The following is a 20,097-nucleotide window of genomic DNA, read 5'->3' on the forward strand; positions in this document are numbered from 1 at the left end:
ACATGAAGAAACTCGCCATTTTCGACATGGCTGGTACCACCATCGATGACCGCGACGAGGTCTACCGCGTTCTACGTCAGGCCGCCGAGCGCGAAGGCGCCGAGTTTAGCGATGAGACCTTCCAGGAATACATGGGTACTGAAAAGTACTGGGCCATCGGAAAGCTGCTTGAGGTCGGCAATGGCAACCAGGGCAACCACGATAAGGCCTGGGAATGGTTCCGCGAGGAACTGCGCCGTACCTACACCGAGCACCCACCACAGCCACTACCTGGTATCGAGGACATGTTCGCTCAGCTGCGCGAACAGAACATCAAGATCGGTCTGACTACTGGCTTCGCCCGTGAAATCGTGGACCTCATCTTGGAAGGTATGGGCTGGAACACCGGCGTTATTGATGCTTCCGCTGCCGGCGACGAAGTCTCCTCTGGCCGTCCTGAACCATTGCTGATCCAGAAGGTCATGGACGACACCGGCATTACCGATACTGCTGACGTGATTAGCCTGGGCGATACCCAAGCCGATGTCGAAAGCGCACAGCGCGCCGGGGTCACCAGCGTAGGAGTGCTGACTGGTCACCTCACCACAGAGGACTTCCAGAATCACGGCGCTGACCACGTCCTGGACTCTGCTGCAGATGTCACCGAACTGGTGAGCCGCGATGGATAAAGCCCGCGTAGTCATCTGGGAAGGCGGCGATACCTTCGACCTCGAGAGTATCGAGCTTCCCGAACTCTCGGAAGGCGAAACTCTAGTCCGTTTGCGCACCGCGACTATCTGCGGTTCCGACCGGCATACGGTATCCGGCCGTCGCGCTCAGCCCTGTCCGTCCATCCTGGGCCACGAAGGCGTCGGCGAGGTCATCGCTACTCAGAACCCAGATATCGAAGTAGGGCAGCGGGTCACCTTCTCAGTCACCGCGCCATGCATGAACTGCGACCGCTGTCGCGCCGGGCGCACCGCCAAGTGCCGCAGCGTACTGAAGACCGGTCACGAATCCTTGCATTCTGAGTGGCCACTATCCGGTACCTACTCCACGCACATCCTGTTGCGGAAGAACCAGCCGGTCGTTGTGGTTCCCGATGCCATCGACAATCTGCCTGCATCCATTGCTTCCTGTGCAGGCGGCACCGTCATGGCGGCGGTTGAGGCCGCCGGCGACCTACGCGACCAACGCGTACTCGTGATGGGCATCGGCATGCTCGGGCTTATCGCCGTCGATGTGGCCGTGCGCGCCGGGGCAAAGGTCACCGCCGTCGACCCGAATGCAAAGCGTCGCCAATGGGCTGAGGAACTCGGTGCCACCGTCATTGATTCGGCGCAGTTCCACCCGGGACCGAACTCCTTCGACGTCTCGCTGGAGCTGTCCGGCGTGGGCCCAGGTGTAGATGCCTGCATCAAGTGCCTCGATATCGGTGGTACTGCAGTACTGGTCGGCTCAGTTGCGGATTCACCCATCCATCAGCTGGACCCCGAGTGGGTCGTCCGCGGCTGGCGCACCATCACCGGTGTGCACAACTACGAACCACGCCATTTAGACCAGGCGTTGGACATTCTCCAGAACTCGCGAATCACCTGGCAGGATGTCTGCGCCGACCCCATTCAACTCAATAGAGTCCCGCGCGCTTTCGACACCGCGCCTTCGGACTTTCTGCGTACTCCGGTGGAGCTTCCCCAGTAGTACGCTGCAAAAACGACGTCGGCCCCGGGGCACTAACCCGGGGCCGACGACGTCTCTCTCTACAAGGTGTCACGCTCTGGCCTTTCGGCCACCCTGCGTAACAAGGGTCTCTCGTATGCGTACCGCTATCCGATCCGCACGAGATTCATTATGGGCAATACGTCTGCCATAGCAATGCCTGTGAACTGGATGTTTGCTGCCACTTCCTAAAAGGTGTCTGTGAGCTGCACAGGCGAGTATGACAAAGCAGGTCTAGGCTAGTGCGCAGAAAGGAGAAAACCATCAATGGACTATTCAAAGATCAAGGATAAGCAGGAAGAACTTTATATCGATCTGCATAAGCATCCGGAGTTGAGCATGCAAGAAGAGCGCACCCGCGGTCTGATTGCGGATCATCTCAAGGACTTAGGCTATGAGGTCACCGAGGTCGGTGGCGGTGTCGTGGGAACCCTGGAAAACGGTGACGGCAAGACGGTGATGCTGCGCGCGGATTTTGATGGTCTGCCGGTCAAGGAAGATACTGGCCTGGATTACGCATCGACGCAGACGATGAAGGACTCCGACGGCAACGAAGTACCAGTCATGCACGCGTGCGGCCATGACGCACACACGGCTTCGTTGCTGGGCATGGGTGAGCTGATGGCTGACAACCAGGACGATTGGTCCGGTACGCTGCAGCTGCTCTTCCAGCCTGGTGAGGAAACCGCAGAAGGTGCACAGGCGATGGTGGATGACGGTTTGGTGGATAAGGTCGCCAAGCCGGATGTTGTGCTTGGCCAGCACGTGTTCGCGCTGGAGGAGCTCGCCGGCGGTGTGGGCGTGCGTAAGGGACCGTTCTTCTCCACGGCAACGAGTGTGGACGTGAAGCTCTACGGTGAAGGCTCGCATGGTTCGATGCCGCACAAGAGCATTGACCCGGTGGTGCTGGCCAGCTCGATTGTGATGCGCCTGCAGACCGTGGTTTCGCGTGAGCTCAGCCCTAGTGAGTTCGGTGTGCTGACCGTGGGCAGCATCCAGGCTGGTTCGAAGGCAAACGTGATTCCTTTCGAGGCAACCTTGAAGGTCAATATTCGTGCTTACAGCGAGGAGATCCGTGACAAGATTGCAGCCTCGCTGGAGAGGATTGTGAAGGCGGAGTGTGCGGCATCGGAAAGCCCACGCGACCCGGAGTTCACCTACCACGACGAGTATCCGCTGACTGACAATGACGAGGAGGTCACTGAAGAGGTACTCGGCGCACTGACTGAGCACTTCGGTGAGGAACGCGTGGTTGGTGATGCACCGAAGATGACTGCGTCGGAGGACTTCTCGATTATCCCTGACGCCTTTGAGGTCCCGTATTGCTACTGGGTCTTCGGTGGTGCACCGGTGGGCGAGGAAGCCCCGAACCACAGCCCGCACTTCGCACCAACCCTGCAGCCGACATTGCAGACCGGCACGGAGGCGCTACTGTCCGCAGCGCTGCACTACTTGGGTAAGTAGTCCACGGTTCCAGCTAGGGCGCTGGACCAGAATCGGATAAAGAAAAAGGGCGGTCTCCGTAGTGGAGCCGCCCTTTTACTGTGCGCGGTTAGGCGCCAATCATGTCCCAGATGGTGGCAAACAGGACGATGAAGCCCATGATCGTCACGAAGTAGTTGGTGGGGCGACCGCGGAAGCGGCGGAAGACCTCCACCTTGTGGATGACGTACATCGGCAGCAGGTAGGTCAGGAAGGCGAAGAAGATACCGCCCACGACCGAAATCATGTCCAGGATGGAGGGGTTGAAAATACCCACCAGGGACGTGGTGATGAAGATGAACAGGTAGGTCCACAGGTCGAGCTGACGCTCGGTCATCTTCTCCTTGGCCTTCGGAGCGGCCAAGTTGAACAGGTACTGGGTACCTTCCACCGTGCCCAGGGCGTGGCCGAAGTAGGACGACGCCACGGCACAGATCACCACGATGGGAGCCATGTAGGCCATGAACGGGGTGCCGGTCTCGTTAGCGAAGTAGGAGAGCACTGGCAGGTTCATGTCGTTGGCTTCACGCATGCCGTCGGCACCCAGTGCCAGGGCGCTGGACCAGACGAAGAACATGGTGAACAGGGTCAGCATCAAGGTCGCGTTGCGGATGACCTTGTTGGACTCATGCTGGTGGTCCGGACCGTATTCCTTCTCCATTCCGAGCGAGAACTGCGAGATTGCTGCAACGAAGGAGAAGGAGAAGACCAAGACCGGCAAGATGAGGATGATGGCCTTAAGGATGCCGCCGAAGCTGTGGTCGCCAGCTTCCATGAAGGAAGCGATATCCCAGCGCGGGATGAGGTAGATGGAAACGACAGCCAGGGCGATGATCAGTGGGTAGATCACGAACTGTGCGATGGCGAGCATAATCTTGTTGCCAAACGCCAGGCCGAGAGTCATCAGGCCGACACAGATAGGAGCGAGAACCCAGCGGGGGATTTCCGGGCCGTCGAGCTGGTTGACGATGAAGCTATCCACCGTATTTGTAATAGATACGCCATAGATCAGCACCACCGGGAAGATGGTGAACCAATAGATGATGGCCAATATGATGCCGTTGCGGCGACCGAAGAAATAGGTCAAAACGACCAACACATCTTCGCCGTGCAGTGGGGCATAGGAGATGACCCAGGAGAAGGCCCGGTGGGCCAGGTAGGTCATAGGGAAAATGAGGATGGTGGCAACCAGCAGCGGGATGAAACCAAAGCTACCGGCTGAAATTGGCAGGAAGAGGATACCTGCACCCACAGCTGTACCAAACAGTGTGGTGGCCCACTCGGCATTGAGCTTTTTGTTAGTGGGCGCTGTGGTTTGAGTTTCACACATGCGTGTCACCCTTTTGGACGTTTGTGAATGGCATAACACATACACCTTAGGCGTATCAGTGGCTGATTACTAAATGCGCTTAGGTGATGAAAACACTAAAGCCACCCCTGGAAGCGAGGGGTGGCAAAAGTGTGTGATTCGACAGGTGGTTTAAGGCTTAGAAGATGCCCTTGAGGTTCTTGCCGAAGTCATCGAGGGTGTTCTCGCGGGAGTCGACCTGCTGGTCGTTGTACTCGGACTTGTCACCATCCAGGCGCTCAACCTGGGTGATCTCGATGTAGTTGTGCAGGCGGCCTTCCTTGGTGTTGCCATCGCCGAAGTCCAGGTTGGCAACGCGGACGGTATCGCCAGCGTTAATCGGGTTAGCCAGGGTGACCTCGAAGGTGCGGGTCGAGGACTTCTCGTCGAAGCCCAGGTCGCGGATGTGCGCACCGTTCGAGGAACGCGGGGTGATCAGGCGGTCAACGCCCTCTGGGCCCTTGTCGGTCTTGACCTTGACCTGGAAGCGGGTTGCTGGGAACTCGCCGTAGTAGCGGTCGGTACCCACGTTGTTGATACGCAGGGCAACGGTGCCTGCAAAGCCCGGGGACTTAGCACCGGAGGTGGTCAGGTATGGCTTGAGGTCGAGCTTCTGCTGCTCTTCGCCGCCGCGCAGCTCCTCAGCCTTATCCTTGTCTTCCTTCTCCTCGGCAGCGCCCTCTTCCTTGGATACTGGATCCTCTCCAGGCTCTACCTTGTTGTCCTTGATGACCTCTGCGTCTTCCTCGAGGTCCTTGTCTTCGTGCTTGACCTCTTCAGTGTTCTGGGCGTCCTTGTTTGGTGCCCAGGAGTCGGCGAGGTCATCGTAAAGCTTGACGCGAACCTCGTTCTTGACCGGCTGCAGTGCAGACCATGGGGTCGGGGTGGACCAGGTGCCGTTGGTCTTGCAGTACTGCTGGGTGCCGGTCATGTTCAGCACGCGGAAGCCGTAGGTGGCTTCACCGGTGTGGTTTGGCGGAACATCGTAAGGTCCGATGGACTGGCCAGCCTCCCAGGACAGGGAGTAGGACGCAGAAACGCCGATGGACTTAGCGATCTCGTGCGAGATACCAACGGAGCCACCGTCCTTCTCGTAGCCGGCGTTCATACCGGTGGTCTCGGTGCGGTCACCGTTGACCTCCACGGAGATGGACTGGGACTTGGACAGGTCCTGCTGCAGCGGGATGTCCTTCTGAGTCTGGTTGGTGGTGGAGATGGTACCCACCGGCATGAAGGTATCGGTTGCCTGGTAGACCACGGTGCGGTGGTCCTCCCACGGGTTGCAGATAGGACGTGGGTTAAGAATGTTTGCCTTCTGGTGATCCGAACCCTTGGAGGTGTGGATGATAGGCAGCTTGGCGTTGATAGCCGGAGTCTCTGGGTAAGACTCGGTGATGGTCTCTGCGCCGGCGCTCGGAATAGCCAGCGATGCAGCGGTCAGACCTGCGATAAGGCCTGCCATTGTACGACGGATAGACATGAGAAATTCTCCTTGGACAAGTGACTTCTACGCCCTGTGCCAGAGCGGATGACGGTTACGATAAGTCGCATTTCTCAGCTGCGCACCAGCAGATTGTCTATATTTTCAACTGCTAATGAATTTGTTGACATGTGTCCAAAAGTAGAGTGTCCGAAAGTAGAAAAGCCCGGAAGATGAAACTTAGGCAAACCTAATCGTTCAACAATCTGTTGTAGATACAATGGAGGCCGATTGAAGGCAAAATTACCCTAAACCGGGGGTAAAATGCTGGCATTAAAGTGACTTAGCTGACATAAATCTGTGCCTGTGGTGTCTTCGGCCTGACTGGCGGACAGTTTGTTTCCAGTTGGCAGGAAGGGGATTGTCGGGTGAAAAAGTTGTCACCTTATGTGAATACGAGTGACGCAATTTAGCAATAGTTATGCATGAAAGGTGGGGTAGCGCCAAAGAAGTTCATACCGCTATCCATAAAACTGAAAGCCTGTAGCGCCTAATGAAGACGGCGAGTGAAAGCGTCGAATGGAGGCGATGGATGGGGAGGTGGCGTTGGCTTTTAACGATCCATGGAATTCAAGGGTGACTGGAAAACGTAACTGCCCCTCCGGCACTCGGGGGGGTGGAGCCGAAGGGGCAGTCACAAGAGGCGGGGCAGTCCCGATCCGCTCGGGGGGTGGAGGACCGGGCCGCCGCTCAACCTCGCTCACTACTTTAACGGCTATGGGTTAAAAACGCACACTGAGGAGCAAAATTTTTTGAGATTAATTTTTCCTATGCTTGACCTGGGCTAAGTCAGGCGCTCATCGACGCGTTCTGCTTCTGCAATGGCGTCTAAACGCTCAGGTGTGGCAGGGCCAGTCACAATCACAGCAGACCCGCCCGCAGCGAGTGGCTCGAGGACGGCGCGACGGAATTCTTCGTCGTTCTTCCAACCAGTTGATAGGTAGCGCTGCGGGGCGAGATCGGTGTTGATGAGCTCAGGCAGGGCAGTAGTCTCGCCGAAGTATTGGTCGCCGTAGAAGCGCACGGTGGGGCCGAAGTCGATGGCGCCCACGGGTAGTTCGCCACCGGTTTCTTCCACGCCGCGGCCGAAGGGATCGTCGTTGACCATGACCAGGTCGACGCCGTCGGGAAGTTCTTGGGCGTGGTCGCTAAAGACTGCTTGGGCATCGTCGAGCGGGCCGAAGCTGTAGCGCGGGCCCGCAGCAAGCGAGCCTAAAGCAATGACGGCGGCTTGCCAGGTAGGTGGCAGCTGGATGGAGATGGCCTCATCGATTTCTAGTTCTTCTTCGAGGAAGTTGGCAATCTTGGCCACCCAGTTATCCAGTGTCTGCGCGGAGAAATCTAAACGCGCCCCCGTCGATTCGTTGTAGACCGTCAGCCGCGGGGAGGCTGGGTCATCTGTCAGAAGGTGGGAGAGCAGTTTCATGCCCTCCCATCGTAGAGACGCGCGTTAGTTAACGCAGCGAGGGCCGTCGCCACCAGCATCGATTTCCGGTGCGACCTCGGCATTACCGAAGTCACCACCCGGGGTACCGACAGCGTCATCCGGGCTTGCTTCCTCTGCAGCCTCATCGGATGGGCCGGCGTAGTCGTCGGCAGCCACGATGATGATGGTGGAGTCATTCAGGCTGGCATTAGCGGTCACCGGCACACCGCCGAGCTTCTCAGCGAGTTCCTTGGCGCGTGGGTCGTCTGGATCTGCAGCAACGACCTGGGATTCGAAGTAGATGCCCGGCTGTGCATTGGAGCTGGCATAGACGGTGTAGCCCTCACCTTCGGCCCAGCTAGCCACACCAGCGGCCAGACCCGGGGTGCTACCGGCGTTGAGTACCTGCAGGGAGAAGTCACGGTCGGTCTGCTCGCCTTCGCCCTCGCCTTCGCCGGCTGGTGCCTCGGTGGACTCTTCGGCCTCTGCTTCTTCCTTGGACTGAGCCAGGTCATCGATGAAGGTGTGGACTTCGTTCTGGTCCACGGTCACGATCGACTCGCCATAGTCGCCCTGGCCATCAATAGAGGTCACCGGGATGGTGGTAAACGTGACGTTGCCGCCAGCCAGGCCAGCCAGCTGAGTAATAAAGCCCATGATGTCCCAGCCTTCATCAATAACGACGGAGCGCTCCACCGCATTGGAAATCTTGGACAGGGTATTCGGGTTGGTCAGCGTGCCGGCATCGAGCATCTTGGACACCAGCGAGGCCATGTAGGCCTGCTGGCGGACGATGCGGTCGAGGTCGCCACGGGGCAGTTCGTAGCGCTGGCGGACAAAGGCCAGGGCATCGGCACCGGAGATGGTCTGCTCACCGGCATCGAACTTCGCACCCGACATCGGGTCATCAACCGGGTTGTTGAGGCAGACATCGACGCCACCGACGGCATCGGTAAGCAGCACAAAGCCCAGCAGGCCAATCTCAGCGTAGTGATCAATCTCCACGCCAGTTAAGTCCTTGACCTGCTCCAGCAGTGCGGAACGACCGGCCTCAACGCCCTTTTGCTCGAGTTCCTTTTCATCCATGTCCGGATCTTCGGCCTTGAGCTTGTCGATGGTGTCCTGCTTGTGCGCGGAGTACACACCATTGATCTTCATGTTGCCGAATTCGCCCTGGTCCACGTAGGTATCGCGCGGGATGGACACGGCCGTGGCGCGGGAGCCGTCTTCCGGCACGCGCACCAGCATCATGGTGTCGGTGTTTTCCTCACCATCAGACACGCCGGCATGCAGGGCGTCGAGTTCTTCATCGGAAAGCATGTTGCCCTGGGCATCGGTACGGGAGTCCGAACCCACCAGCAGGATGTCCACGGCGCCATCGGCAGTATCTGCCTGGAAACCCTCGCCGCCGCCTAAGCGCAGGTTGCTAGCCGAGGTCAGGTCGCCGCCCAAGCGACCGACCGCGAAATAGCCCACACCGGTCACCAGCAAAATAACCGCAGATACCAAAGCAATAATGCTCTTTACAGCGGTAGAACCTTGTTGCTTGACCGGAGCGGCGGTCGACGGAGCAGCCTGAATGTCGCGGGAGCGACGGGTGTTCTCGTGAGTCAAGATAAGGGCCTTCTGAATTCTAAGCAGTTGTCTCGCCATAGTTTAGGACAGCAGGGGCCAAAAACCCGCAGCGGCAGTGCCCTTTGTGGCAAACGCGCAGTGTTCTACCAGCAAATTGCCCGCAGGGGTGGGTAAGCTACTCGCATTGTGAATAATGAACATTTCGCTAGCTTGCCTGTAGTGACCGTGACGTATTCGCCCGGTCGCTACCTTGGCGACTTCCTCGACTCGCTGGATGCAGCCACCACTGCCGATACTTGCGTGGTCTTGGCAGACAATGGCTCCACTGACGGGGTGCCTGAAGCTGCAGCGCAAAAGCTTGACGATGTCACCTTTCTCAACACCGGCGGCAACCTCGGCTACGGCGGGGGCATGAATGCCGGCGTGCGTTATCTCGAGGCCCAGGGGCTGGATGATTCCGAGTTCATCTTGCTGTCGAACCCGGATGTGGTCTTTAGCCCGGGCTCTATTGATCGTCTCTTGGAGTGCGCACGTCAGTGGCCATATGCCGGTGCGATTGGCCCGCGCATCGTGGAACCGGATGGCTCCAACTATCCATCAGCGCGTGCTGTGCCGACCATTGCCACCGGTATTGGCCATGCGCTCTTTGGCAACATCTGGCCGTCCAACCCCTGGTCGAAGGCCTATCGCGACGATGACGATATGTCGCAGCAGCGCCCGGCCGGATGGTTGTCGGGGTCGTGTTTGTTGGTGCGTCGCAAAGCATTTGCCCAGATTGGTGGATTTGATGAGCGCTACTTTATGTACCTCGAAGACGTGGACTTAGGTGACCGTCTGGCACGGGCGGGCTGGCGCAACATCTTTTGTCCAGAAGCTGTCATCACCCATGCCAAAGGCCATGCCACCCAGGCACACGCCGGGGCAATGCTGCGCGCGCATCATGAATCGGCTTATCGTTTCCAAGCCGACCGGCACCCGCACTGGTGGCAAGCGCCCTTGCGGTGGGCACTGCGCGCCGGGCTGAAGGCGCGGGCAACAGTCGTCGAACTTACTCAGAACAAAGATAGGAATTAAGGAGAGTCATGAGCGAACTGGGAAAGAAAACTGACGCCGTGATTTTGGTGGGCGGTCGCGGTACCCGACTGCGCCCGCTGACCATCGGTACGCCGAAGCCGATGCTGCCGACGGCGAACTTCCCCTTCCTGCAGCACCTGCTGGCACGCATCAAGGCTGCCGGTATCGACCACGTCGTGCTGTCGACGTCCTTTAAGGCTGAGGTCTTCGAAGAGTATTTCGGCGACGGCTCCGACCTGGGCCTGGAAATCGAGTACGTGGTGGAAGAAACCGCCCTGGGTACCGGCGGCGGTATCCGCAATGTCTACGACAAGCTGCGCCAGGACACCGTCATGGTCTTCAACGGCGATGTGCTCTCCGGCATGGACCTCAATGGCATCCTGCAGACCCACGCGGATAAGGATGCGGACTTAACGATGCACCTGCTCAACGTCGCCGACCCACGCGCCTTTGGTTGCGTGCCAACCGACGACAACGGCCGTGTGACTGCCTTCCTGGAAAAGACTGAGGATCCGCCGACCAACCAGATTAACGCTGGCTGCTACGTCTTCGACCGTGAAGTCATCAAGACCATCCCGGCTGACCGTGTTGTCTCTGTAGAGCGCGAGACCTTCCCGCGTCTGCTGGAAGAAGGCCGCAAGGTTGTCGGCCACGTGGATAACTCCTACTGGCGCGATATGGGCCGCCCGGAGGACTTCGTCCGCGGTTCTTCCGACCTGGTGCGCGGCATTGCCCACTCGCCGCTGCTGGTGGGGCAGACAGGCGAGTCCATCGTCGATGAGTCTGCCGGCGTGGCTGGGGGAGTACTCCTGCTCTCCGGTACCGCTGTCGGTCGTGGCTCCGTGGTGGGCGCGGGCTCTCGCCTGGACGGCACCGTGGTCTTCGATGGCGCCACCATTGAGCCGGGTGCGACGATCACCAACTCGATTATTGCCTCGGGCGCGCACATTGGCGCCAACGCCGTGATTGAAAACTGCGTGATTGGCGAGGGCGCCCACATCGGCGCCCGCTGTGAACTGCGCGACGGCATGCGCGTGTTCCCCGGCGTCACGATTCCGGATGCGGGCGTGCGCTTTAGCTCTGATGCCTAAAGATCCCTTTATCTGTAATTTTTGGGCGCGACACGCCGGAGTTTCCTGAAAATTGTTGACAGGGATCGGGGGTGCCACAACATGTAGTACCCCCACGGTCTACCCCCAATGGTGGGCCACTGTTACTAATGTGACGCATGGTGATCGTGGGCTGGACTTTTGCTGACTTTGACCAATAAACGCCGTTTTCGGGTTGACGATATTTAGTGATCCGGTGTGAAATTACATCAGTGTCAGTTAACGCACCGGCTGCCTTCCGCGGAGGCGTAGGCTCGGTGTCACTAAGTAACCAACCCAACCTCGGAGAAAGGACCCGGCGTGGACAATATGGTTAATAAAAACGCCATTCTCCGTGGCGGTGCTGCTGCAGAGATGTCGCTCGATGAACTCTTCGGTGCCGTCGAGCAAGAGTGGCAAGACCAGGCGCTGTGCGCACAGACAGACCCGGAGGCATTCTTCCCGGAAAAGGGTGGCTCCACCCGCGAGGCCAAGCGAATCTGCCAGGCTTGTGCCGTCCGCGATGAGTGCCTCGAGTACGCCCTCGAGCACGATGAGCGCTTCGGCATCTGGGGCGGTCTGTCCGACCGTGAGCGCCGCCGCCTCAAGCGGGAAATCGGCTAACGCCACTTACCTCACCCTCAGCCTGTTGGCTGAGGGTTTTCTTTGTCCTAGGAGAAACGCGGGTCGACGTCCTCTGGTTCCAGGTTTAAGTAGTTCGCCACTAATGCTGCAATCACGGTGCGCAGAAGATCGTAGCGTTCCTGCGCGGTGGCTGCGCGTTGGGTAATGGGCATGCGGAAGATAACAAGGCGTGCGCGAGTAGGGCGTCCGGAGGAGTCAATGCCGGCGGGCACGATGCGGCCTAGCGGGACTGGTCCATCGGCGATGATTTCATCCGGCATCACCGTCATATCCGGGCGCAGGCGCATGCGTGGGACGGTATCAACGGCCAAATCCAGTCCGGTGAGCTGGTCCGCAAAGGCGTTTTGGATGGGTGCATAGGCCTCGAGCACGGCCATGTCGAAGCGTTCGCGCTGGCTGCGATAGCGCGGGGTTTGCTGGGGTAGAAGCGGCCCGCGCAGGCCGCGGCCGCGGCGATTAGGGCGGGTTCGCAAGGTCATGGCAGCTATATTAAGCCCGCTAAGTGCAGTTAAGGCGCGGGCGCGCCGCGTTATATCTATATCAATCTCAAGTTTGGGTTTAGACTCTACAGCGTGACTGAAACGCGCCATTGCTCTCGCCCAGGCTGCGGCCAGCCGGCCGTAGCAACGCTGACCTACGCCTACGCCCAGCAAACGGCAGTAGTAGGCCCACTTGCGGAAGAATCTGATCCGCACAGCTGGGATTTATGCGAGAAGCACTCCGCGCGCATCACTGCCCCGCAGGGCTGGGAGATGGTCCGTGTCGACCGTGTCGAGCTCGACGACGACGATGACCTCCTCGCACTCGCCGAAGCTGTGAAGGAAGGCGGCCGCGTCACCACCGGCCTCGTGGATGACTCCGAAGCAGGCTCTGGCCCGGACCCGATTGATTATTCCGCGAACTTCGATGGTGCGGACCCGGCTAACTCGAACCACCCGGTCTTTCGTACCCGCCGCGTCAGTGATTTCAAGCAGCGTCGCCGCGCGCACTTATCGGTCGTTCCTGACGCGCCGGAAGATACAGGCGATGAAACCGAGGATGAGTCCTAAAGGGGAGTAGAATCGCGGGTTATGCGAACCCGTGAGCATCTTGATGCAGTAATTAAAGCCTATGACGTCCGCGGAGTTGTGGGCGAGGATATCGACGACCAGCTCGTCCGTGACACCGGCGCCGCCTTTGGCTCCATCCTGCGCGAAGAAGGCGAGACCCAAGTGGCTATCGGCCATGACATGCGTCCTTCGTCGCCAGAGCTTTCCGATGCCTTCGCCGAAGGCGTGGCCGCCCAAGGCCTGAACGTGGTCAAGCTGGGCCTGACTTCTACTGATGAGCTCTACTACGTCGCCGGCACTTTTGATTGTGCTGGTGCAATGTTTACCGCTTCTCACAACCCGGCGAAGTACAACGGCATCAAGCTCTGTCGCGCTGGTGCAGTCCCGGTCGGTCAGGAAACCGGCCTGGAGACCATCAAGGACATGCTCATCGATGGCGTACCGGAATACACCGGTGACACCGGCACCATCACTGAGAAGGACGTCCTGGCTGGCTACGCTGACTTCCTGCGCGAGTTGGTCCCGTTGGCTGATTCGCGCCCGCTGGTCGTTGCTGTCGATGCCGCCAACGGCATGGGTGGCCATACCGTTCCGGCTGTCTTTGAGGGCCTGCCTTTCGATGTGCGCCCGCTCTACTTTGAGTTGGATGGCACCTTCCCGAACCACGAGGCCAACCCGCTGGATCCGAAGAACCTGGTGGACCTGCAGAAGTTCGTCGTCGATGAAGGTGCTGACATCGGCCTGGCCTTCGACGGTGATGCCGACCGCTGCTTCGTCGTCGACGAGAAGGGCGAGCCCGTCTCTCCATCGGCAATCTGCGCACTGGTGGCGGAGCGTTACCTGGACAAGTTCCCGGGCGCGACCATCATCCACAACCTGATTACGTCTAAGACCGTGCCAGAACTGGTCGAGGAAAAGGGCGGCAAAGCCGTGCGCACCCGCGTGGGCCACTCCTTCATCAAGGCCCAGATGGCCAAGGAAAAGGCCGCTTTTGGTGGCGAGCACTCTGCGCACTACTACTTCCAGGAATTCTGGAACGCCGATTCCGGCATGCTGGCTGCCCTGCACGTACTGGCAGCGCTCGGCCAGGAAGATAAGCCACTGAGCGAGTTGATGGCGCAGTACTCCCGCTACGCCGCCTCCGGCGAGATTAACTCCACCGTCGATGACCAGAAGGCCACCGTTCAGGCCGTACTGGATGGCCTGAAGGACAAAATCGAATCCGTCGACGAACTCGATGGCGTCACCGTGGAACTGAAGGACACCACCGCATGGTTCAACGTGCGTGCGTCCAACACTGAACCGCTACTGCGCCTGAACGTCGAAGCCCCCACCGAGGCGGAAGTTCAGGCCATCGTCGACGAAGTGCTAGGAATCATCCGCGCATAATCCCGGTACTTCCAAACAATTCGTCCGCGCTTACTGGTTAATCGCGGACGAATTTTACGTTTACGCCACCGAAAAGAGCGAGACCGGTGACCTGCACGGTAGGTGCATTGGGTGGGAAGTTTTTCGGTTCATCCGAGGAACCGAAACCGCCGAAGATGCCTACACCGTCGATTTCGACGCGGACGTTATCCGGCACGACGATTTCGGTACCGCCGAAGAGTGCGTAGACGTTGATTTCGGTAACTGGTGCTGACAGTTCTACGTTGCGCAGGTCGATCTCGCTGCCGCCAAAAGCCGTGAGATTCAGGTGCTTTTTCGCAAGCACGCAGTTTTTCACGGTGCTTCCACCAAATAACGCCAGCGAGTTAGCGCGTTGCTTCGCTGGCGGTTGTGTGGAGTGACGTTGCGGGCTCGTTTCAGTTGAGCTCCTGTCAGTCGAGCTCGTATCCAGGTCAGCGGTGAGCTTGGCTAACTCACCTTTGGTCTTGGCGTTGTACGCCGCAGAGGAACGGTCCTCGAATTCTTGGAAGTCGAGTTGTCCCGCGGACAGGGCAGAAGTGAGGATGTCCACGGTGGTATTACGATCTGCATTACTGCAGCGGATTTCCGGTGTCTCGCTCATGGTACTGAGCGTACCGAAACTATTTTCGCTGCAGCGCAGCGTTAAACCGTTGCGCGGGAGTGGGTGACCATTTCTTCCCACTCGACGTACTTCTTACGCTCGCGGCCTTCGGCTTCGCCTAGGGCGCGCTCGGCTGCATCGAGACGGCCAAAGTCGGCCCAGGTGAGGTAGTCAATTCCGCGTTCCTCAAACAGCTCAGTAATGTCGCCGCCGCGGGCTGGGGTGAGGTTGTTGGAAGCGGCATCGTCAAGCAGCATGCCAATGGTTTCGGTGGCATCGGACTTGGTGTTGCCAATCAGGCCTACCGGGCCGCGCTTAATCCAGCCGGTGGCATAAAGGCCAGGAACGATAGCGCCGCTTTCGTCGACGACGTGACCGCCGTCGTTGCTAATGACGTTGCGCTGGGCGTCGAAAGGCACACCCTCGATGGCATCGGAGCGGTAGCCCACGGCCAAGTAGACCGCCTGGACAGGCCACTCGTTGTACTGGCCGGTGCCACGTACGCTGCCGTCGCCGTTGAGTTCGGTGCGCTCAGTGCGCACGCCGGTGACCTTGCCGTTCTCACCGAGGATTTCCACGGGCTGTTCAAAGAGGTGAATCTGCAAGGTATGCGGGGCGTCCTTGGGCTCACGAAGGGCGTATTGCTCGATAATCTGGCAGACCTGGTCCTGGGACTTGGAGTTCGAGCGTGCCTCCAGCGATGCCTCGTCGTAGTCGATGTCCTCGGGGTCAACAACGACGTTGATAGACGGGGAGTGGTCCAGTTCCTTGAGCTCTAGCGGGGTGAACTTGGCCTGGGCCGGGCCGCGGCGGCCGAAGACGTGGACTTTCTCGGCTTGGTTCTGTGCCAGGGAGTCGTAAACGTTGTCCGGGATTTCGGTGACCTTGAGCTCATCGCCGGTCTTGGCCAGGATGCGGGCGACGTCCAGGCCAACGTTGCCCACGCCAATAACGGCGACTTCCTTGGCCGATAGATCCCAGTCGCGCTCAAAGCGCGGGTTGCCGTCATAAAAGCCAACGAACTCGCCTGCACCGTGCACGCCCTCGAGGTCCGCGCCGGGGATGTTGAGCTCACGGTCGCCAACCGCACCGGTGGCGAAGACGACGGCGTCGTAATGTTCTTGCAGTTCGGCAACGGTGATGTCCCGGCCAACGTGGACGTTGGTGAGCAGACGGATCTGTTCGGTTTCCATGACGCGGTGCAACGACTTCACAATGCCCTTGATGCGCGGGTGATCCGGGGCCACACCGTAGCGAATCAGGCCAAAGGGGGCGGGCATTTGCTCAATGAGGTCAATCCGGACGTTGCCGCCGGTCTTTTTGACCAGGATGTCAGAGGCGTAAATACCGGCCGGACCTGCGCCGATTACAGCGACGCGCAATGGTTGCTCAGTCATGGAGATGTCCTTTACAGCTAGTTGAAGTTCGTAGACAAAGTTGTATGTGACGTACCTGGCATATCGAACCGTACTGTCTAGTTTGGCGCAAGGTTTCCAATTTCATTCTTGGAGCGTCTAGGTAAAAGTCCTGCTTATCTACCGAAAGTTGTTGAAAATAAAAAAGACCACTTTGTCTATAAATTTTAGACCGGTAAGTTGTGGTCATCCAAAGAAAGGTAATTAGCCATGACTACTGCAACCAAGACTGCACGCAAGCGTCGCCCCAAAAAGCCTGAGGGGCAGTGGAAGATTGACGGCACTGCGCCGCTGAATCACGACGAGGAAGTAAAGCAGGAAGATGGTGGCTTATCTGCTCGTCAGCGCATTATCGATATCTATTCCAAGGAGGGCTTTGAGTCCATCCCCGCGGATGACCTAGCCCCGCGCTTTAAGTGGTTAGGCCTGTATACCCAGCGCAAGCAGGATTTAGGCGGCGAGCTGACCGGTCAGGTCGACAATAGCGAGCTGCAGGATAAATACTTCATGATGCGCGTGCGCTTCGACGGCGGGCGCGTGTCCCCGGAGCAGCTGCGCGTGGTCGGCGAGATTAGTCGCGACTATGCGCGCTCGACCGCGGACTTTACCGATCGCCAAAACATCCAGCTGCACTGGATTGAAATCGAAGACGTGCCGACCATCTGGGACAAGCTGGAAACAGTTGGCTTGTCTACCTTGATGGGCTGCGGCGACGTCCCGCGCGTCATTCTGGGCTCGCCGGTGGCAGGCGTGGCTGACGATGAAATCATCGACGCCACCCCAGCTATCGAGGACATCGCGAATAACTACCTTCCGCGCGAGGAGTTCCACAACCTGCCGCGTAAGTTTAAGTCGGCCATTTCTGGCAATGCACGCCAGGACATTACTCACGAAATTCAGGACGTCGCCTTCGTTGGTGTTGACCACCCGGAGTACGGACCCGGCTTTGATTGCTTCGTCGGCGGTGGCTTGTCCACCAACCCGATGCTTTCGCAGTCGCTCGGTGCTTTCGTTCCACTCGAGCGCGTCCCGGAAGTCTGGGCCGGTGTCGCCGGTATCTTCCGTGACTACGGTTTCCGCCGCCTGCGCAACCGTGCGCGTTTGAAGTTCCTGGTGGCCCAGTGGGGCATCGAGAAGTTCCGCCAGGTACTCGAAGACGAATACCTGGACGCACCGTTGCAGGATGGCCTGCCGCTCAAGGTTCATCCCGGCAACCGCGACCACCTGGGCGTGCATAAGCAAAAAGACGGCAAGTACTACGTCGGTGTGAAGCCCACCGTGGGCCACGCCACCGGCGAGCAGCTCATCGCCATTGCCGATGTGGCAGAGAACTTCGGCATTACCCGCATCCGCACCACCCCGATGAAGGAACTGCTCTTTCTCGATGTCGAAGAAGACCAGATTGCCGACCTGTCGAAGGCGCTGGATGATACCGGTTTGTATTCCCAGCCATCCGAATTCCGTCGCGGCGTCATTTCCTGCACCGGCCTGGAGTTCTGCAAGCTTGCGCACACCACCACCAAGGCGCGTGCGATTGAGCTGGTCGACATTCTGGAAGACACCCTCGACGACCTGGACGTGCCGCTGTCGATTTCGTTGAATGGCTGCCCGAACGCCTGCGCTCGCTCCCAGGTTGCAGACATTGGCTTCAAGGGCCAGACCGTCACCGATGCCGATGGCAACCGCACCGAAGGCTTCCAGGTCCACCTTGGTGGTGCACTCGGCCTGGACCCGGACTTTGGCCGCAAGCTGCGCGGGCACAAAGTGCTTGCCGATGACGTCCCCGACTACGTCATCCGCCTAGTCACCAAGTACAAGGAACAGCGCCACGACGGCGAACAATTCCGCGAGTGGGTGTTGCGCGCCGAGGACGGTGACCTGCAGTGAGTTTCCGCCGCAAACCCAACCCCAACCGCAACCACCCAGCGCACTGCCCCTATTGCGCCGGCACGCAGCTTTTCCCGGATGAGGAAGGCGAATTCGCCTGGAAGTGCACGGAATGCCAACGCATTTTCTCTGTGATGTTCCACGGCCAAGACGACGCCCCCGTGCGTCCATCGCCAACCTTGTCCTCCCAGGAGGCCCTCCAGCGCTCACTTAAGCGCCGCGGCCACAGCACCGCACGAGGTTAATTGCCATGACTGCACTTCTTACCTTGTCCCACGGTTCCCGCCACCCGCAGGCGCCCGCTGACATCGAGGCACTCACCCGCGAAGCTGCGCGCCGGGCCGAGGCCAGCAACTACCGCGCCGCCCACCTGGAGTTCAACACCCCGGACCTCACCACCGCTGCGCGTGAGTTGGCGGAAGCAGGGGAGCGCGAGGCCATCGTCGTACCGCTGCTGTTTACCCAGGGCTTTCACCATCGCCACGATGTGCCGCGCGCGCTTGACGATGCCGCTGCTACCTCCGGCCTCAACCTCCACCTCGCCGAGGGCCTGGGCACTGGCTGGGACATGGCCCGCACTCTGGCACGGCGCGCGCGTCCAGCACGCCAGTACGTGGTTTATTCGGTCGGTTCCGCGGACGACAACGCCAACCTTGCTGTGGCGGAACTAGCGAACAAGGTTGAAGAACTCACCGGCGTTCCCACGCAGGAAGCCTTTGCCACCCGCGGTGGGGCGGAGATGATCCGTGGCGAGGACGCATTAGATCTCGACGTCTTGCCGCTATTTGTGGCACACGGTTTGTTACTAGATAAACTTCCCGCTGCTTACCAGCGCCCGTTGGGTACCGCGCTTGCGGAGGTAGTAGCGGATCGATACCTCACTGGTGTCGATGGCATCGCGTATCACCGCGAGAAAGTAGGCCTGTAATGGTTACTCTGCTTCTTATTGCCCTTGCTGGTTTGGCTGCCCAGCTTGTCGATGGCGGCATCGGCATGGGCTTCGGCGTCACCTCCACCACGCTGCTTCTCCTGGCCGGACTCGGTCCAGCCCAAGCCTCCGCTGTTGTCCACACCGCGGAGCTGGGCACCACCTTTGCTTCCGGTATTAGCCACTGGCGTTTCGGCAACGTCGACTGGAAGATTGTCCTCAAACTCGGCGTTCCCGGCGCGATCGCCGCCTTTGCCGGTGCAACCGTGCTGTCGAATATCTCCACCGATGCCGCAACCCCTATCACTTCACTGATTCTGGTTTGCATCGGTATTAACCTCATCTGGCGTTTCTCCCGCGGTCGTACCCGTCGGCAGAGCGCCCAGCGCGCTCACTCCACTGGTTTCCTGGCCAGCCTCGGCCTTGTCGGCGGTTTCGTCGATGCCACCGGTGGCGGCGGCTGGGGTCCGGTCTCGACCTCGACGTTGATGGCGATTGGTAAGGAACAGCCCCGCCGCATCGTCGGCACCGTGAATACCGCGGAGTTTATCGTCACTGCTGGTGCCACCTTGGGCTTCGTGCTCGGCTTGTGGGAAGACATCGTCGCCCACTTCGCCGCCGTGGTCGCCCTGCTGATCGGTGGCGTTATCGCCGCTCCGATTGCCGCGTGGATGGTCTCTCGCCTCAACCCGGTCATGCTGGGTGGCTTCGTGGGCACCGCCATTGTCGCGTTGAACTTCGACAAGGTCGCTGCCGGCACGGAGACCTACTTCGGCTGGTCCGTTCCGGGCTGGCTCACCCCAGCGGTCGTCATTACCGTGCTGATGTTGGGCGTGCTGTTGACCTTCCAGGGCGTGCAGCGCAATCGCGCTGCCCGTGCCGCCGAGGCGGACTCTGATAACCGCAGCCGCCCCGAGCCGCACACCCTGCGCAACGTGGTCGACTCCGAACCCAAGGGCACCAAGGTCCGCCAGCGAGGACGTTAGTCCTT

The 20,097-nt window shown here is 59.4% G+C and carries 19 protein-coding genes; 12 read left to right on the forward strand and 7 right to left on the reverse strand.

The window, feature by feature from the left end:
* The first annotated feature begins 2 nt into the window (after positions 1-2).
* From UL81_RS02970 to UL81_RS02980, 3 genes are all read left to right on the forward strand, one after another.
* Positions 3-668: an HAD hydrolase-like protein gene (locus UL81_RS02970; protein ID WP_035106849.1), complete on the forward strand. Its 666-nt coding sequence runs from the start codon at positions 3-5 to the stop codon at positions 666-668.
* Entirely contained in the window at positions 661-1,680 is a 1,020-nt protein-coding gene (locus UL81_RS02975; RefSeq protein ID WP_035106851.1) for a zinc-binding dehydrogenase, read from the forward strand. The genes UL81_RS02970 and UL81_RS02975 overlap by 8 nt, the downstream gene beginning before the upstream one ends.
* 285 nt (positions 1,681-1,965) lie before the next feature.
* Entirely contained in the window at positions 1,966-3,162 is a 1,197-nt protein-coding gene (locus tag UL81_RS02980) for an amidohydrolase (RefSeq protein WP_035106852.1), read from the forward strand.
* 88 nt (positions 3,163-3,250) lie between these two features.
* Here UL81_RS02980 and UL81_RS02985 read toward each other — a convergent pair whose 3' ends face one another.
* The 4 genes from UL81_RS02985 to UL81_RS03000 all read right to left on the reverse strand — a co-directional run bounded on the left by UL81_RS02985 (position 3,251) and on the right by UL81_RS03000 (position 9,048).
* A complete protein-coding gene (locus UL81_RS02985) occupies positions 3,251-4,510 on the reverse strand; it encodes an amino acid permease (RefSeq protein WP_035106854.1) in 1,260 nt (419 codons plus the stop codon).
* 157 nt (positions 4,511-4,667) lie between these two features.
* Positions 4,668-6,008: a hypothetical protein gene (locus tag UL81_RS02990; RefSeq protein ID WP_046453241.1), complete on the reverse strand. Its 1,341-nt coding sequence runs from the start codon at positions 6,006-6,008 to the stop codon at positions 4,668-4,670.
* 784 nt (positions 6,009-6,792) lie between these two features.
* The gene (locus UL81_RS02995) at positions 6,793-7,434 is read right to left on the reverse strand and encodes a TIGR03089 family protein (protein WP_035106855.1); all 642 of its coding nucleotides are present in this window, start codon (positions 7,432-7,434) and stop codon (positions 6,793-6,795) included.
* 24 nt (positions 7,435-7,458) lie between these two features.
* Positions 7,459-9,048 (reverse strand): LCP family protein, encoded by a 1,590-nt coding sequence (locus tag UL81_RS03000; RefSeq protein WP_236684499.1) that lies wholly within the window; start codon positions 9,046-9,048, stop codon positions 7,459-7,461.
* Between the two features lie 180 nt (positions 9,049-9,228).
* On the opposite strand from UL81_RS03000, the gene UL81_RS03005 reads away from it, so the two are divergent.
* The 3 genes from UL81_RS03005 (at position 9,229) to UL81_RS03015 (ending at position 11,795) form a co-directional block, all read left to right on the forward strand.
* A complete protein-coding gene (locus tag UL81_RS03005) occupies positions 9,229-10,083 on the forward strand; it encodes a glycosyltransferase family 2 protein (protein WP_081961565.1) in 855 nt (284 codons plus the stop codon).
* An 8-nt stretch (positions 10,084-10,091) separates the two neighbouring features.
* Positions 10,092-11,174 carry a mannose-1-phosphate guanylyltransferase gene (manB, locus tag UL81_RS03010; RefSeq protein WP_035106859.1) on the forward strand — a complete coding sequence of 361 codons (1,083 nt, stop codon included), beginning with the start codon at positions 10,092-10,094 and terminating at the stop codon, positions 11,172-11,174.
* 372 nt (positions 11,175-11,546) lie between these two features.
* Positions 11,547-11,795 (forward strand): WhiB family transcriptional regulator, encoded by a 249-nt coding sequence (locus UL81_RS03015; RefSeq protein ID WP_005528147.1) that lies wholly within the window; start codon positions 11,547-11,549, stop codon positions 11,793-11,795.
* A 47-nt stretch (positions 11,796-11,842) separates the two neighbouring features.
* Here UL81_RS03015 and UL81_RS03020 read toward each other — a convergent pair whose 3' ends face one another.
* Entirely contained in the window at positions 11,843-12,295 is a 453-nt protein-coding gene (locus UL81_RS03020) for a metallopeptidase family protein (RefSeq protein ID WP_035106863.1), read from the reverse strand.
* Positions 12,296-12,388: 93 nt separating this feature from the next.
* On the opposite strand from UL81_RS03020, the gene UL81_RS03025 reads away from it, so the two are divergent.
* Both UL81_RS03025 and UL81_RS03030 read left to right on the forward strand, forming a co-directional pair.
* Positions 12,389-12,865, forward strand: a complete 477-nt coding sequence (locus UL81_RS03025) for a DUF3499 domain-containing protein (protein WP_046453243.1) — start codon at positions 12,389-12,391, stop codon at positions 12,863-12,865.
* Positions 12,866-12,886: 21 nt separating this feature from the next.
* On the forward strand, positions 12,887-14,254 hold the full coding sequence (locus tag UL81_RS03030) for a phosphomannomutase/phosphoglucomutase (RefSeq protein ID WP_035106865.1): 1,368 nt from the start codon (positions 12,887-12,889) through the stop codon (positions 14,252-14,254).
* A 37-nt stretch (positions 14,255-14,291) separates the two neighbouring features.
* Here the strand turns inward: UL81_RS03030 and UL81_RS03035 are convergent, their stop codons facing one another.
* Together UL81_RS03035 and UL81_RS03040 are read right to left on the reverse strand one after the other, a co-directional pair.
* Positions 14,292-14,876: a DUF1707 SHOCT-like domain-containing protein gene (locus tag UL81_RS03035; protein WP_035106867.1), complete on the reverse strand. Its 585-nt coding sequence runs from the start codon at positions 14,874-14,876 to the stop codon at positions 14,292-14,294.
* A gap of 41 nt (positions 14,877-14,917) precedes the next feature.
* Entirely contained in the window at positions 14,918-16,273 is a 1,356-nt protein-coding gene (locus UL81_RS03040; RefSeq protein ID WP_035106869.1) for an FAD-dependent oxidoreductase, read from the reverse strand.
* A gap of 228 nt (positions 16,274-16,501) precedes the next feature.
* Here UL81_RS03040 and UL81_RS03045 point away from each other — a divergent pair, with 228 nt between their 5' ends.
* From UL81_RS03045 to UL81_RS03055, 4 genes are read left to right on the forward strand one after another with little or no spacing between them, the layout of a single operon-like run.
* A complete protein-coding gene (locus UL81_RS03045; RefSeq protein ID WP_035106871.1) occupies positions 16,502-18,178 on the forward strand; it encodes a nitrite/sulfite reductase in 1,677 nt (558 codons plus the stop codon).
* The gene (locus UL81_RS11610; RefSeq protein WP_081961567.1) at positions 18,175-18,423 is read left to right on the forward strand and encodes a hypothetical protein; all 249 of its coding nucleotides are present in this window, start codon (positions 18,175-18,177) and stop codon (positions 18,421-18,423) included. The genes UL81_RS03045 and UL81_RS11610 overlap by 4 nt, the downstream gene beginning before the upstream one ends.
* Before the next feature lie 5 nt (positions 18,424-18,428).
* Positions 18,429-19,106: a sirohydrochlorin chelatase gene (locus UL81_RS03050; RefSeq protein ID WP_046453244.1), complete on the forward strand. Its 678-nt coding sequence runs from the start codon at positions 18,429-18,431 to the stop codon at positions 19,104-19,106.
* Complete coding sequence (locus tag UL81_RS03055) at positions 19,106-20,092, forward strand: sulfite exporter TauE/SafE family protein (RefSeq protein WP_046453245.1); 987 nt, start codon at positions 19,106-19,108, stop codon at positions 20,090-20,092. The genes UL81_RS03050 and UL81_RS03055 overlap by 1 nt, the downstream gene beginning before the upstream one ends.
* The last annotated feature ends 5 nt before the right edge of the window (positions 20,093-20,097 follow it).

It is taken from the genome of Corynebacterium camporealensis, from assembly GCF_000980815.1.
GTDB classification, from domain to species: domain Bacteria; phylum Actinomycetota; class Actinomycetes; order Mycobacteriales; family Mycobacteriaceae; genus Corynebacterium; species Corynebacterium camporealense.

Bases quoted from the DNA above. Each gene is read 5' to 3' on its own strand.
- UL81_RS02970 (WP_035106849.1), top strand. From the start codon at position 3: ATGAAGAAACTCGCCATTTTCGACATGGCTGGTACCACCATCGATGAC.
- UL81_RS02975 (WP_035106851.1), top strand. From the start codon at position 661: ATGGATAAAGCCCGCGTAGTCATCTGGGAAGGCGGCGATACCTTCGAC.
- UL81_RS02980 (WP_035106852.1), top strand. From the start codon at position 1,966: ATGGACTATTCAAAGATCAAGGATAAGCAGGAAGAACTTTATATCGAT.
- UL81_RS02985 (WP_035106854.1), bottom strand. From the start codon at position 4,510: ATGTGTGAAACTCAAACCACAGCGCCCACTAACAAAAAGCTCAATGCC.
- UL81_RS02990 (WP_046453241.1), bottom strand. From the start codon at position 6,008: ATGTCTATCCGTCGTACAATGGCAGGCCTTATCGCAGGTCTGACCGCT.
- UL81_RS02995 (WP_035106855.1), bottom strand. From the start codon at position 7,434: ATGAAACTGCTCTCCCACCTTCTGACAGATGACCCAGCCTCCCCGCGG.
- manB (WP_035106859.1), top strand. From the start codon at position 10,092: ATGAGCGAACTGGGAAAGAAAACTGACGCCGTGATTTTGGTGGGCGGT.
- UL81_RS03015 (WP_005528147.1), top strand. From the start codon at position 11,547: ATGTCGCTCGATGAACTCTTCGGTGCCGTCGAGCAAGAGTGGCAAGAC.
- UL81_RS03020 (WP_035106863.1), bottom strand. From the start codon at position 12,295: ATGACCTTGCGAACCCGCCCTAATCGCCGCGGCCGCGGCCTGCGCGGG.
- UL81_RS03030 (WP_035106865.1), top strand. From the start codon at position 12,887: ATGCGAACCCGTGAGCATCTTGATGCAGTAATTAAAGCCTATGACGTC.
- UL81_RS03035 (WP_035106867.1), bottom strand. From the start codon at position 14,876: ATGAGCGAGACACCGGAAATCCGCTGCAGTAATGCAGATCGTAATACC.
- UL81_RS03040 (WP_035106869.1), bottom strand. From the start codon at position 16,273: ATGACTGAGCAACCATTGCGCGTCGCTGTAATCGGCGCAGGTCCGGCC.
- UL81_RS03045 (WP_035106871.1), top strand. From the start codon at position 16,502: ATGACTACTGCAACCAAGACTGCACGCAAGCGTCGCCCCAAAAAGCCT.
- UL81_RS03050 (WP_046453244.1), top strand. From the start codon at position 18,429: ATGACTGCACTTCTTACCTTGTCCCACGGTTCCCGCCACCCGCAGGCG.
- UL81_RS03055 (WP_046453245.1), top strand. From the start codon at position 19,106: ATGGTTACTCTGCTTCTTATTGCCCTTGCTGGTTTGGCTGCCCAGCTT.